This window comes from Flavobacterium sp. 21.1 (genome assembly GCF_057801535.1).
This window is the reverse complement of the sequence record NZ_JBYNXA010000005.1, coordinates 94,314-108,059: the sequence shown is the minus strand read 5'-3', so window position 1 is coordinate 108,059 and position 13,746 is coordinate 94,314. Positions and strand designations below refer to the sequence as shown.

Below are 13,746 nucleotides of genomic sequence, written 5' to 3'. Positions count from 1 at the left end.
TCTTATATAAATTCAGAGCAATTATTTAAAAATCAACCTTAAATCCCTGCAAATTTAGCATTTATCCCTACAATATCAACATCTTGTTAAAAGTAAGAATATAATATCAAAATTACCGCATTTTTAAAGTCTTTCTTTTGCCAATCTCATATTTTTATCATATAGATACGCAATTTCTTTCAAAAATAAAAATACAGTAACTTTTTAACAATTAACCCCTTAATCCCCAACATCACAAAAACTTTATTTTTTGTATTTTTCTTAAACAAACAATAACTTTTTTTTCATTTTACAACCACAATTTATTTAGTAACAAAAACGTTATTTCAGCGTCTTATTCCTACTAAAAAAGAATTAATTCATGTCATTTCAGAAATACTTCATTAGCTGTTTACTATTACTTTCCAGTAGTCTTTCCATCGCTCAGGAAAAATTCACGATCAGCGGAACCGTCTCGGATGTCGGCACAAACGAAACCCTTATCGGTGTCGGTATCTCCGTAAAAGATACCAAAAGTTTTACGGTTACCAACGAGTACGGATTTTACTCCCTAACCTTACCGAAAGGCAGTTACGAAATCGTAATAACCTACATGGGTTACGAATCGGTTACCGTGCCGATAGACCTGAATGAAAATATCAAAAAGAATTTCAGCCTGAAGGAAACCGGAAAAGTATTGGATGAAGTAGTCATCACTCAAAAAAACAAAGCCAATATCCGAAAACCGGAAATGAGTGTCAACAAACTATCAATCAGCACTATTAAGCAAATGCCGGTGGTTTTAGGTGAAGTCGACGTAATCAAATCCCTCTTATTCTTACCCGGAGTCACCAATGCCGGGGAAGGGCAATCCGGTTTCAATGTACGCGGAGGCGGTGCCGATCAAAACCTTATCTTACTAGATGAAGCGACCATTTTCAACTCGTCCCACGTTTTTGGGTTCTTTTCGGTTTTTAACCCGGATGCCATAAAGGATTTAAAATTGTATAAAGGAGGAATTCCTTCCCGTTTTGGAGGGCGAGCTTCCTCGGTTCTGGACATCTATCAAAAAGACGGAAACAGTAACCGCTTCAGCATGAACGGTGGTATCGGATTAATTTCCAGCCGCTTACTTGCCGAAGGACCAATCGTTAAGGAGAAAGGCTCTTTTCTAATTGGGGGAAGAGCTTCGTATGCTCACCTCTTCCTGAAACTTAGTGACAATCCCAACAAAGCTTATTTTTATGACCTAAACTCCAAACTAAACTATAGATTCAACAAAAACAACAATCTGTATTTATCCGGCTACTTCGGAAGAGATGTTTTTACCCTTAGCGAAAGTTTCACCAATACTTATGGAAATTCCACTTTAAACCTGCGTTGGAACCACCTGTTTTCAGATAAGGTCTTCTCCAATCTTTCCCTGATCTACAGCGATTATTATTACGGATTAACATTGGATTTCGTAGGTTTCAACTGGAAATCGGGCATTAAAAACTATAACCTCAAATACGATTTCAAACACTACTTATCCAACTCAATAAAACTGAATTACGGTGCCAATGCGGTATACTACGATTTCAACCCGGGTACTATCGAACCGACCGGAGAAGATTCCGGCATCAATTACGAGCAGTTGGAAAAGAAATATGCTTTAGAGCCCGCTTTCTATTTGGATGCCGAACAAAAAATCACAGAAAAATTCAGTGCCTACTACGGATTGCGCTACAGTTTGTTCTACCGACTGGGTGCTTCTACCGTCAACATCTACGAAAACAACCAACCGGTAGCCTATGATGAGGAACTGAAAATCTATGAAAAAGCCAAGCCAATCGACCAGGTTGCCTACGGAAAAAATGATGTCATAGCCAGTTTCGACTATCTGGAACCCCGTCTCGCATTTTCCTATGAACTTAACCAAAACCAATCGGTTAAAGCGAGCTACAACCGAATGGTGCAATACCTTCAACTGGTTTCCAACACCGCTTCTCCCACACCTTTGGATGTCTGGACCCCAAGCGACCAATACATAAAACCGCAAATCGCAGATCAGGTAGCTTTAGGGTATTTCAACAACTTCAAAGAAGACAATTATACCGTAGAAATAGAGAGTTTCTATAAAGTCATAAAAAACCGCATGGACTACATTGACGGCGCGGATTTAATTGCCAACAAAGCCATAGAACAGGTAATCCTGAACGGCGAAATGCGTTCGTACGGACTCGAATTCATGATCCGAAAAAACACCGGAAAACTTAACGGTTGGATAGCCTACACCATTTCCCGTTCCCAACAAAAAACTCCGGGGCGAACCGAAACCGAAATCGGAATCAATAACGGTGAATGGTATCGCTCCGCTTATGACAAAATGCATAATCTCGCGGTAACCGGTTCTTACAAATACTCCAGAAAATGGACCTTCGGAACCAACTTCATCCTACAAAGCGGCCAGCCGGTCACCTACCCTAACGGTCAATATATTTATCAGGGTGTTACGGTACCGAGTTACGGCACCAGAAACGCAAATTCCCTACCTTTATATCACCATTTGGACATATCGGCAACCTGGATCCCTAAACCGGATAGTACAAAACGCTGGAAAAGCGAATGGGTCTTCAGCATTTACAACTTATACGGAAGGAAAAATGCTGCTTCCATCAGCTTCAGGGAAAATGCCGACACCGGAAACAACGAAGCAATACGACTGTCGATCTTCGGCATAGTACCTTCTGTTTCTTACAACTTTAAATTCTAATGACTATGAAAAACGCACTATACACAGCACTTCTTTTGCTTTTAGTTTCTCTTACAGGCTGCGAAGACACCATCAGCGTACCATTAGATACCGCGGAACCGAAACTGGTCATCGATGCGACTATCAAATGGCAAAAAGGAACCCTTGGAAACGAGCAGAAAATAAAACTTACCACAACAACCAATTTTTATGACGATGTGGTTCCGACGGTGTCCGGAGCAACCGTATTTATCACCAACAGCTCAAACATCGTTTTCACTTTTACCGAAACACCGGGCACAGGCGAATATGTCTGCACCGATTTCGTACCTGTTATCAACGAAACGTATGTTTTAACGGTAATCCACGACGGCACAACCTATAAAGCGACTGACAAACTCTTGGCGACGCCGGAAATAGATAGTGTGGAACAGCTCAGCGTACCCGGTTTTGACGGCGATATTATTCAGGTAAAATTCTTTTATCAGGACAATGCTGCCGAAGACAATTTCTACCTTACCGGTGCTAAAAACAGTACCAAATCCTTTCCCGAATTCGGTGTGATCGACGACGAATTTTTCCAGGGCAACCAGATGTTCGGCTTCTATACCGATGAAAAATTAAAAGCGGGCGACAAATTGGATTTCAGTCTGCAAGCCATCTCCGAACGTCACGCAAACTACTGGGAAAAACTGATTAGCATTTCAGGGACACAAGGCGCTAATCCGTTCGCAACTCCGCCGGCAACTTTAAGAGGCAACATCGTAAACCAGAACAATTCGGATAATTTCCCTTTTGGCTATTTCAGTTTAAGCGAAATCGACACATTGAATTATACCGTTCAATAGAAGCTGACCCGGCTATACACTCCAAGAAATTGCCGCAAAACCGGTTTTTCTAAAATAAAAAAAGAGCTTCCGTTGGGCGCTCTTTTTTCATAAGAAAATCAAGGTTCTGCAACAATTTGCTTTCCATTGCTATCCGGGCTAAATCCAAAGAAGAATTAGTACCTTTACCACTTTGTTTTGAGAGAAAAGAAAATAGAAACAAAACTCAAAAAACAAGAAGGATCCTTTAGACTTTTTTTACTGAAAACTGTTTTTTTGTTCCCGATAGCTATCGGAACTGCTCACTGAATACTGAACACTAATAAATAACCCATGTCTTCACACCATATCGTTCGCGACGACCAGGAACCCGCTTTAATCATTGCCAATGGCGCTGCCTGCAGTGAAGAACTATTAGGCCAACTTTTGGAATGGTCGCCTTTTGTGATTGTGCTCGACAGTGCTATCGAACGCGTTTTCAAGTTAAACATAAAAGTAGATGTCTTATTAGGTGATTTCGACAGAGGTTTCAATCCGGAACACTATCTGGAACAGCAATATCCGCTGGAAATCGTCCACACGCCGGATCAGGAAAAAACCGATCTGGAAAAAGCCTTCGATTACCTGATTGAAAAAGGACACAAGGCAGTGAACGTAGTTTGGGCTACCGGCAGACGCGCGGATCATACCATTACCAACATCACCAACATAGTGCGTTATCGCGACTATCTGAAAATCGTGATTCTGGACGATCATTCCAAAATTTTCCTGCTACCGAAACATTTTCAGAAATGGTACACCAAAGACAGTATTATTTCCTTAATTCCGATTGGAGAAGTAACCGGAATTCATTCAGACAATCTCTTCTACCCGCTTCAAAACGACACGCTTACAATCGGTTTCAGAACAGGGAGCAGCAATCACGCTAAAGAAGACGGCTTGGTCACCATCAATCATGACAACGGCGACTTAATTTTAATTGAATCTTTAGATTAATAAAACCGTCTGCATCTTTTTTTATATTACTTTTACTTTGATTGAAAAAAAAACCGACTCATAACTAAGCGATTATAAAAAACAAGGCATGAAATTGAAGTTTATTTATCTTCTTCTGCTATTTTCAATGGCAGCAGTTGCACAGGAAACAACCCGATTGAATTTCGAACAGTCACTTGAAAAAGCCAAAACGGAAAACAAAAATGTGTTTCTGGTTTTTTCGGGCTCCGATTGGTGCGCACCCTGCATAAAATTTAAAAAACACTTCGTTGAAACCGATCAGTTTAAACACTTCAGTGCCGAAAACCTGATCGTTTACAATGCTGATTTTCCGAGACTGAAAAAAAACCAACTTCCGGCTACCATTACGCTTGAAAATGAGAAACTGGCCGAAAAATATAATAACAAAGGACAGTTCCCTTTAATCCTTCTGGTAAATCACAAAGGCGAGATCCTAAAAAAATGGGACCATTACCCATCCGAGTCTTTAGAGGATTTCATTTCTCAATTAAAAGGATAACCATGCTGGAGAAAAAGGTTGAAAAATTAATGGGAAACCGATTTGAGATTTCCGTAATCGGACCTGATTCCAATTGGTGTAACGAAAGAATCGATCTCGCCATCGATGAAATAAAACGCATCGAGAAACTGCTTACCACATTTTCCAACGATAGCATCACTTTTGAAATAAATGAAAATGCAGGAGTCCGTCCGGTTAAAGTTTCCGAGGAAGTTTTTAACCTAATACAACGTTGCCAGATGATTTCCAGGATTACGCAAGGCGCCTTTGACATCAGTTACGGCGGAATCGATAAAAAATTCTGGAACTTCGATTTGGAAATGAAAGAGTTACCGGATGCCGAGGCGGCTAAAAAATCAGTGGAACTCATAAATTATGAAAATATCATTTTAGACGAAAGCCAAAAAACAGTCTTCCTAAAAAACAAAGGAATGCGTATCGGTTTCGGAGGTATCGGAAAAGGCTATGCCGCCGAAATGGCAAAGAAAAAACTAATCCAAAGCGGAGTGGAAAGCGGAATCGTAAATGCAGCAGGTGACCTTACCACCTGGGGTTATCAGGAAAACGGCGCATCATGGACCATTGGTATCGCCGATCCGAATTTAAGAACATCCACTTTTTCAACGTTCAAGATCACCAACACTTCGGTTGCTACATCCGGCAATTACGAAAAGTTTGTAACGATAAACAACAAAAAATATTCGCATACGATTGACCCAAAAACAGGTTTCCCGGTAAGCGGAATAAAAAGTGTAACCATCATCGCCGAAAATGCTGAAATAGCCGATGCTCTGGCGACTCCGGTAACCGTAATGGGAATTGAAGTGGGACTGGATTTTATAAATCAGTTAAAACATATCGGATGCATTATCATCGACGATTATGACCGTAAATATTTTTCAAATAACATCAGACTGACTTAAACTAACCCGAAATAACGTTATGAAAACAATCGCTTTTTATTTACTTCTTGGCCTGTTCATCGGATGTTCCCCGGTGAAAGAATATCAGAAATCCAAAATTAACGATTCAGATATGGAACTGGCTTCTAAAAAAACGGAGAAATTCGAAAACACTTTCCAATTGTACCGCGAAGGCAGTTCGGGAGCCAATGGAGGTAAAACCGGTGGCGGCTGTGGCTGCAATTAATTAAATCTCGGTAAAAAACATGAAAAAGAGAATCTTTGCAGCATCCATATTGGCTTTTATATTCGGACAGAATTTAAGGGCCCAAAACACCGTGACCACAGACAGTTCGGCCTATAAAAAGCAAAAATTAAAAATAGAAGAAGTAAATTTCATCTCCAGTTATTATTCCCAGGACGGAAACAATTCGGCCGTGACGGGAGGTGTTGGAACTGAAAAATTAACCGACATCGCGACAACTTTTGACATAAAAGTTTCCAAAAGGGACAAGAATAACAACAAACATAACTTCGGACTTGAAGTCGGCATCGATTCCTACACTTCGGCTTCATCGGATAAAATTGATCCAAACACTGTTTCTTCCGCTTCCTATCAGGACGTGAGGGTTTATCCGTCGCTGAATTACAGCTTCGAAAACCTTGAAAAAAATTATATTTTCAGCAGCGGCGTGTCCTTCTCAGCGGAATTCGACTATACTTCCATAGGCGCCAACGCCGGTTTCACAAAAATATCAAAAGACAATAACCGGGAATTCTCGGTCAAAGGAATGGCATTTTTCGATACCTGGAAAGTCATCCTACCTATCGAACTCCGGGAAAGCCCATCGGATCCTGATGTTAAAGAAGGTGATAAAAAACCACGAACCTCCTACAACTTAGGGTTTACCTTATCGCAGGTGGTCAACCGAAGTTTCCAGATGGCATTGCTTGCGGATATTGGTTATCAGGAAGGATTATTGGCGACCAAATTCAACAGGGTTTATTTTAACGACCTTCCATCCACCGTCAAATCAGAGAAGTTGCCGGATACCCGCTTCAAACTTCCTATTGGTGTAAGAGGGAATTACTTTTTGGGAGATAACATTGTCGTGAGAGGATTTTACCGATATTATTGGGATGATTGGGGAATCACTTCGCACACTATTAGTCTGGAACCGGTTTTCAAATTATCAGCTTTTTCGTCCATTTCAGTCCCTTATCGATATTATACACAGACAGAAGCTGACTATTTCAAACCCATTTATCTGCACGGACTGGAAGATGAATTTTATACCAGTGATTACGACTTGTCAGCCTTCAGCAGCAATATGATTGGCTTGGGGTATAAAGTTACCGATGCCGACAAAGGTATTTTCCATCTGAAGTACTTCAACAGCCTTGAATTGCGCTACGGCTATTATACGAGAAACAACGGTTTGGATTCTCATATTATAACCTTAGCCATGAAATTTAAATAAAAAACCAAACGTACATACTTTCACCGCAGAAGCACAGATTATTAATGGATTGATCTGTAAATCTGCGGTGTTTTTTTTTGCAGAAATTAAAATCCGAATTACCGACTATCACCGAATATGCGTTCTAAATCCTTACCTTTGCACCTCAGAACCTTAGCATCTTTTTACCCAAATGAAATTTCAAGTCATATCCGATTACAAACCCATGGGTGACCAGCCACAGGCAATTGAAAAATTAGCCAAAGGGATTACCGGTGGCGAACGCTTTCAGACCCTGCTGGGGGTAACCGGATCCGGAAAGACATTTACGGTCGCGAACGTTGTTCAGGAAGTGCAACGTCCTACCTTGGTTCTGGCGCACAACAAAACACTGGCCGCTCAGTTGTATTCGGAATTCAAACAGTTCTTTCCTAACAACTCGGTACAGTACTTCGTTTCTTATTACGACTATTATCAGCCTGAAGCTTTTATTCCGGTAACGGGAACTTATATCGAAAAAGACCTTTCCATCAATGACGAACTGGAAAAACTACGTTTAAGCACCACTTCTGCCCTGCTTTCAGGACGTCGTGACGTTTTAGTTGTAGCTTCCGTTTCGTGTTTATATGGTATCGGAAATCCGGTGGAATTTCAGAAAAACGTTATTTCGTTAGAGAAAAATCAGGTCATTTCAAGAACCAAATTATTGCATCGTTTAGTGCAAAGTTTGTACTCGCGAACGGAAGCCGAATTCACTCCCGGAACCTTCCGAATTAAAGGTGATACGGTTGATATTTTTCCGAGTTACGGCGATGAACCTTTCCGAATCCACTTTTTTGGTGATGATATTGAAGAAATTGAAGCTTTCGATTCAAAGACCTCACAGGTACTTGAAAAATATGAAAAGCTGACGATATATCCCGCGAATATGTTCGTTACCTCGCCCGATGTATTACAAAATGCCATCTGGGAGATTCAGCAGGATTTGGTGAAACAGGTCGATTATTTCAAGGAAATCGGCAAACATTTAGAGGCCAAACGTTTGGAAGAACGTACGAATTTCGATTTGGAAATGATCCGCGAATTGGGTTATTGTTCCGGAATTGAAAATTATTCGCGTTATCTCGACGGACGACTACCGGGGACAAGGCCATTCTGTTTACTGGATTATTTTCCTGATGATTTCCTGATGGTCGTTGATGAGAGTCACGTAACCATTTCACAGGTACATGCCATGTACGGCGGTGACCGAAGCCGAAAAGAAAACCTGGTGGAATACGGTTTCCGATTACCGGCAGCCATGGACAACCGTCCGCTTAAGTTTGAAGAATTCGAGGCGCTGCAAAATCAGGTTATTTATGTTTCAGCGACACCGGCTGATTATGAACTTCAGAAATCGGAAGGTATTTATGTTGAACAGGTTATCCGTCCGACAGGCCTTCTCGATCCTATTATAGAAATCCGTCCGAGTTTAAACCAGATTGACGATTTAATTGAAGAAATCCAGTTGCGATGTGAAGCCGACGAACGCGTTTTGGTAACCACTTTAACCAAACGTATGGCGGAAGAGCTGACCAAATATCTGGCAAAAGTTTCCATTCGTTGTCGCTATATTCACAGTGATGTGGATACTTTGGAACGTGTGGAAATCATGCAGGATCTGCGTAAAGGCCTTTTCGATGTATTGATCGGTGTAAACTTACTCCGAGAAGGATTGGATTTACCGGAAGTATCCCTTGTGGCTATTTTGGATGCCGATAAAGAAGGCTTCCTGCGCAGTCACCGTTCCCTTACCCAAACGGTAGGACGTGCGGCGCGTAACGTAAACGGGAAAGCGATCATGTATGCGGATAAAATCACGGCCAGCATGCAGAAAACCATTGATGAAACCACGTACCGTCGTGAAAAACAGATGCAGTACAACAAGGATAATAATATGGTTCCGAAAGCACTGAACAAAAGTCTGGGAAGTGCGTTGGCCGGTAATTCCGTTTCAACACAATATTTCGAAGACAAGGCTCTAAAAGCTGCTGAACCGGAAAGCAAATACTTATCCAAACCGGAAATCGAAAAGAAAATCCGCGAACTTCGCAAGAGCATGGAAAAAGCCGCCAAAGAACTTGACTTTATGCAGGCTGCTAAATTACGCGACGAAATTAAAGCACTTCAGGAAAAAATCTAAGATCTGTCCGTTATTTCGAACGTATTAAAACACGTCACCTAACGTATTAAATGGGGTTCTCAACGTATTAAAATACGTCACCTAACGTATTAAATGGGGTCCCAAACGTATTAAAAGTGGTTCTGAGCGTATTAAAATACGTCCACCAACGTATTAAATGGCGTTCCAAACGTATTAAAAGTGGTTCTGAACGTATTAAAATACGTCCACCAAGGTATTAAATGGCGTTCCAAACGTATTAAATGGCGTCCCAAACGTATTAAAATGCACTACAAGTGATAAAAACAGGCACTTAACAGGAAAAGTGTGATATTTTTCTTCTTTTATTGCTCTTTTGCAGAATTACGTGAACTAATTATTTATTTTCGTACTCTAAAAAACCATACAAATGATAAAAAAAATCTACGGACTATTAAGTTTTGTCCTAATCGCAATGGCTTTTTCCTGTTCAAGTGACAGTGATGAACCAAACAATAATCCAGTAACTTCATCTTCTATTTCGGCAAGTGTAGGGGGACAATCCTGGGCTTCCATGACTGGCGGCGCTGTGGCCAGTGTATCACAGGTAGAAGTAATGGGCGAGAGCATGACAATGCTTCAGATCGTAGGAATGAAAATGGATCAGTCAACAGTAACGGTACAATTCCCAATTAACAACTTGTCGGAAGGAACATATACCTTCAACAGTGATGGAGAAGGTCTTTTAAGTTACAGCACACCGGGAGGTTCAAATTCGTATACTTCAATGGAAGACGGCGGTAGCTTCAACATTCACATTACCGATGTAAATGTAACTGCAGGAACCATTTCCGGAACTTTTTCAGGAACCTTATTTGATTTTGACGGCAACAGCATGAGCATTACAAACGGCGCAATCAATTCGGTGTCAATCATGAGTAACGACTTGTATTCGAACGGATCAATGTGGATTACAAGAAATGCGGGAGCGCCTTTCCTAATGGACGACAATCACTTAGATGGGAAATATCTGATGATTTCACAAAATTCGATGTCGTCCAGCTTATCGCTTTTAGGTTATAATACAAATTCCCTGTCGACTGATTTTGGTATATACAACCTAAACTTGCCTTTGGATGCCACAACAGGAACCCATAGTTTAACATCCGGGCAAGGTTATAGTGCCGGTATCGGTAACGCAGAAAACGAAGCAGAATATACCGTTACGAGCGGTTCCGTAAACATATCTTCCCATAATGGAAACGTGCTTGCGGGTACCTTCACTTTTACAGCTACCAATGGCACTAATACGGTTACTATTTCAAACGGAAATTTTAACATCACGCATCACTAATCGGTTCTTACAATACTAAAAAAGGAGTTGACACTGTCACCTCCTTTTTTTTGCGATAAATAGACGATTTCCAAAAAAGAAAGATCCGCGATTCATTGCCAAACTATTTTTTAAACGTATCTCTTTTTTTATAGGCAAAATATAACAAAATAATAATCAGTTACTTAAATCGCATTTTGTAAATTTATGTGACTCAATTCTACCTAGTTATTCAGTTTAAACATCCATTAAAACCATAGGATTTATGAAAACTAGTTACTCTCTTTTGATTGGGCTCTATTTATGCTCAGTCACCGCCTCTCTGGCACAATTAAAACCCCAACCCGCACCCAAAAAAGTGGTCACCGATGACTATTTCGGAGTAAAACTTGAAGACCCCTACCGTTATCTGGAAGATTTGAATGATCCCAAAGTTATCGAATGGATGAAGTCCAATGCGAATTATGCCCGAACCAAACTCAATGAAGTCCCTGAAAGGGAAAACATCATTAAGAAGTTACAGGAATTCGACAAACGCAGGGAGTTTGTAGTGTTTTCAGTTCAGATCACAGAAAATGACAAGTTCTTTTATCTGAAAAGAAAAGCCAACGAAGAGAACGGAAAACTGTATTGCCGAAACGGATATAAGGGAACCGAGACATTATTGTTCGACCCGAATACCTATCAAAAGGGAAAAGGCGTTAATTATACCATCAGTTCGTATTACCCAAGCTTTCAAGGAAACAAAATCGCGATTGAAGTGGCGCCGAACGGTTCCGAAAGTTCCGAAGTACTGATCATGGACAGCACCGGAAAAATGTATCCTGAGAAAATTGACCGCTGCTGGTTTGCCTCCGTGAATTGGCTCAGCGACGAAAATTCCTTTTATTACAGCCGTCTGAATTCTTCTGATGTAACTGATCAGAACCGACTTATAAATACAAAAATCTACTATCATAAAGTCGGAGAGAATATCGCGGATGATATGGAATTCTTCTCCAGCAAAACCAATCCCGAATTGGGAATCAAACCCGAAGAGATTCCGGTGATCTATTACCACAAAAATTCCAATAACCTTTTTGGTCTGGTCTTTACGGTGAACAGTAACTATAAAATGTACATCGCGCCATTGACCAATCCAACAGCCAAACCGGCATGGAAAAAGGTTTTTGATCTGGACGACAAAATCGTGAATTTCGCGATCGACGATAAGAATATGTATTTCCAGACATTTAAAGGCGCGCCGAATTACAAGATCATACGGACTTCCCTGGCCAATCCGGATCTGGCTTCTTCCCAAACCATCGTTCCTGAGTCTAAAAACAATGCTATAACCAATATTGCGGTAAACAAAGACGGATTGTATTATACTGCTTCGGAAAACGGCATTAAAGCGAAAGCATTCTTTCTTCCAAAAGGAAAAACACAGTCTATGGAACTAAAACTGCCGATTGCCGCCGGCAACATTGATATACAAATGAAAAACGAAAAATTCAGCGATGTATGGTTTTCGATGGAAGGATGGACTTCGCCTCTGAAACGCTACAAATACGACCCAGTCACCAACGCATTTAACTTTCAGCCCATGAGCAAAGCCGCGGAATATCCCGAACTGAAAAACATCGTTTGCAAAGAAGTGATGGTACCTTCTCATGATGGCGTTATGGTACCGGTTTCTATCATTTACAATAAAAACACGAAACTTAATGGCGACAATCCGGTGTTAATGATGGGGTATGGCTCTTATGGTTATTCGATAAACCCTGTCTTCAGCACCGCTATCCTAACCTACTGTTCCTACGGTGGAGTCTTTGTGGTTCCGCATGTTCGCGGCGGCGGAGAATTGGGAAGAGCCTGGCACGAAGCCGGACAAAAAGCAACAAAACCAAACACCTGGAAAGATATGATTGCTTCAGCCGAATACCTGATAAAAGAGAAATACACCAATCCGAAGCGAATTGCCATTACCGGAGGAAGTGCAGGAGGAATTTTGGTCGGACGTGCCATTACCGAGCGCCCTGATTTATTCGCGGCGGCGATTCCTGAAGTGGGCTCTTTAAATACCGTTCGCGAAGAACTTACTCCGGGCGGACCGGTGAATACCCCTGAATTCGGGACCGTACAGAATGAAGAAGAATTTAAGGCTTTACTGGAAATGGATTCATTCCATCACATCAAAGACGGAACCGCTTATCCGGCCGTTTTAATTACGGCGGGAATTAATGATCCGAGGGTAACCGCTTGGGTTCCGGCGAAATTTGCCGCGAAATTACAAGCTGCAAACACTTCGGACAATCCGATATTATTCTTCACGGATTTCGAGGCCGGGCATGGTATGGGCGATAGTAAAACAAAAGCGTTTGAAGGGTACGCCGACATCTATTCGTTTGCCTACCAACACACGGGGCATCCCAAATTCAAACCTCAGAAAAAAATAGAGAAATATTAATTATGTTGTGATTCAAAAGAACAAAGCAGCACTTCCGGCTCGATCATTTGGTTTGGTGATTGGGCCATCTGTTTTAATGTATTTTTGATTCCCATAGGATTTAATCCCATATTAATTCCAATTTCGTGAATCGCTTTGATCTCATCCTCATGAAGTACCCCGTCACAATGCATAAGCAATGCCAGACGATAGAATTGCATGATGCGGTGAAGTTCGTCTTTGATCACTTTTACTTCGTTACGTTTTCCGAAAAGCTCTAAGAATACCTTTTTCTCGATTCCTAATTCTTCTGCAACAATCAGCAGAAAATCATATTCGCGGTCGTGTAATTCGCCATCCACTACGGCAAAGGCAATCATTTCGGAAAGAAGGCTTATTTTTTCTTCGTAAGTATCCATCGTAACGT

At 41.1% G+C, this 13,746-nt stretch carries 11 protein-coding genes; 10 read left to right on the top strand and 1 reads right to left on the bottom strand.

Annotated elements, in window-relative coordinates:
* The first annotated feature begins 361 nt into the window (after positions 1-361).
* From AC3E9U_RS12500 to AC3E9U_RS12455, 10 genes are all read left to right on the top strand, one after another.
* Entirely contained in the window at positions 362-2,734 is a 2,373-nt protein-coding gene (locus tag AC3E9U_RS12500) for a TonB-dependent receptor (protein ID WP_488747251.1), read from the top strand.
* A gap of 5 nt (positions 2,735-2,739) precedes the next feature.
* Positions 2,740-3,561 (top strand): DUF4249 domain-containing protein, encoded by an 822-nt coding sequence (locus tag AC3E9U_RS12495; protein WP_488747250.1) that lies wholly within the window; start codon positions 2,740-2,742, stop codon positions 3,559-3,561.
* 312 nt (positions 3,562-3,873) lie between these two features.
* Positions 3,874-4,536 (top strand): thiamine diphosphokinase, encoded by a 663-nt coding sequence (locus tag AC3E9U_RS12490; protein ID WP_488747249.1) that lies wholly within the window; start codon positions 3,874-3,876, stop codon positions 4,534-4,536.
* Positions 4,537-4,624: 88 nt separating this feature from the next.
* Positions 4,625-5,056, top strand: coding sequence for a thioredoxin family protein (locus AC3E9U_RS12485; protein ID WP_488747248.1), 432 nt, complete (start codon positions 4,625-4,627; stop codon positions 5,054-5,056).
* Between the two features lie 2 nt (positions 5,057-5,058).
* A complete protein-coding gene (locus AC3E9U_RS12480) occupies positions 5,059-5,979 on the top strand; it encodes an FAD:protein FMN transferase (protein WP_488747247.1) in 921 nt (306 codons plus the stop codon).
* A gap of 19 nt (positions 5,980-5,998) precedes the next feature.
* Positions 5,999-6,205 carry a DUF4266 domain-containing protein gene (locus AC3E9U_RS12475; protein WP_488747246.1) on the top strand — a complete coding sequence of 69 codons (207 nt, stop codon included), beginning with the start codon at positions 5,999-6,001 and terminating at the stop codon, positions 6,203-6,205.
* A gap of 19 nt (positions 6,206-6,224) precedes the next feature.
* Complete coding sequence (locus tag AC3E9U_RS12470; RefSeq protein WP_488747245.1) at positions 6,225-7,439, top strand: DUF3570 domain-containing protein; 1,215 nt, start codon at positions 6,225-6,227, stop codon at positions 7,437-7,439.
* 172 nt (positions 7,440-7,611) lie between these two features.
* Positions 7,612-9,600, top strand: a complete 1,989-nt coding sequence (gene uvrB / locus AC3E9U_RS12465) for an excinuclease ABC subunit UvrB (RefSeq protein WP_488747244.1) — start codon at positions 7,612-7,614, stop codon at positions 9,598-9,600.
* A gap of 388 nt (positions 9,601-9,988) precedes the next feature.
* Complete coding sequence (locus tag AC3E9U_RS12460) at positions 9,989-10,912, top strand: DUF6252 domain-containing protein (protein ID WP_488747243.1); 924 nt, start codon at positions 9,989-9,991, stop codon at positions 10,910-10,912.
* Positions 10,913-11,156: 244 nt separating this feature from the next.
* On the top strand, positions 11,157-13,340 hold the full coding sequence (locus tag AC3E9U_RS12455) for a prolyl oligopeptidase family serine peptidase (RefSeq protein ID WP_488747242.1): 2,184 nt from the start codon (positions 11,157-11,159) through the stop codon (positions 13,338-13,340).
* Here AC3E9U_RS12455 and AC3E9U_RS12450 read toward each other — a convergent pair.
* Positions 13,337-13,738, bottom strand: a complete 402-nt coding sequence (locus AC3E9U_RS12450; protein WP_488747241.1) for an excinuclease ABC subunit B — start codon at positions 13,736-13,738, stop codon at positions 13,337-13,339. The genes AC3E9U_RS12455 and AC3E9U_RS12450 overlap by 4 nt on opposite strands.
* Between the last annotated feature and the right edge of the window lie 8 nt (positions 13,739-13,746).

What these genes read in the sequence shown, in the direction of transcription:
- AC3E9U_RS12500 (WP_488747251.1), top strand. Translation starts at nt 362, where the DNA reads ATGTCATTTCAGAAATACTTCATTAGCTGTTTACTATTACTTTCCAGT.
- AC3E9U_RS12495 (WP_488747250.1), top strand. Translation starts at nt 2,740, where the DNA reads ATGAAAAACGCACTATACACAGCACTTCTTTTGCTTTTAGTTTCTCTT.
- AC3E9U_RS12490 (WP_488747249.1), top strand. Translation starts at nt 3,874, where the DNA reads ATGTCTTCACACCATATCGTTCGCGACGACCAGGAACCCGCTTTAATC.
- AC3E9U_RS12485 (WP_488747248.1), top strand. Translation starts at nt 4,625, where the DNA reads ATGAAATTGAAGTTTATTTATCTTCTTCTGCTATTTTCAATGGCAGCA.
- AC3E9U_RS12480 (WP_488747247.1), top strand. Translation starts at nt 5,059, where the DNA reads ATGCTGGAGAAAAAGGTTGAAAAATTAATGGGAAACCGATTTGAGATT.
- AC3E9U_RS12475 (WP_488747246.1), top strand. Translation starts at nt 5,999, where the DNA reads ATGAAAACAATCGCTTTTTATTTACTTCTTGGCCTGTTCATCGGATGT.
- AC3E9U_RS12470 (WP_488747245.1), top strand. Translation starts at nt 6,225, where the DNA reads ATGAAAAAGAGAATCTTTGCAGCATCCATATTGGCTTTTATATTCGGA.
- uvrB (WP_488747244.1), top strand. Translation starts at nt 7,612, where the DNA reads ATGAAATTTCAAGTCATATCCGATTACAAACCCATGGGTGACCAGCCA.
- AC3E9U_RS12460 (WP_488747243.1), top strand. Translation starts at nt 9,989, where the DNA reads ATGATAAAAAAAATCTACGGACTATTAAGTTTTGTCCTAATCGCAATG.
- AC3E9U_RS12455 (WP_488747242.1), top strand. Translation starts at nt 11,157, where the DNA reads ATGAAAACTAGTTACTCTCTTTTGATTGGGCTCTATTTATGCTCAGTC.
- AC3E9U_RS12450 (WP_488747241.1), bottom strand. Translation starts at nt 13,738, where the DNA reads ATGGATACTTACGAAGAAAAAATAAGCCTTCTTTCCGAAATGATTGCC.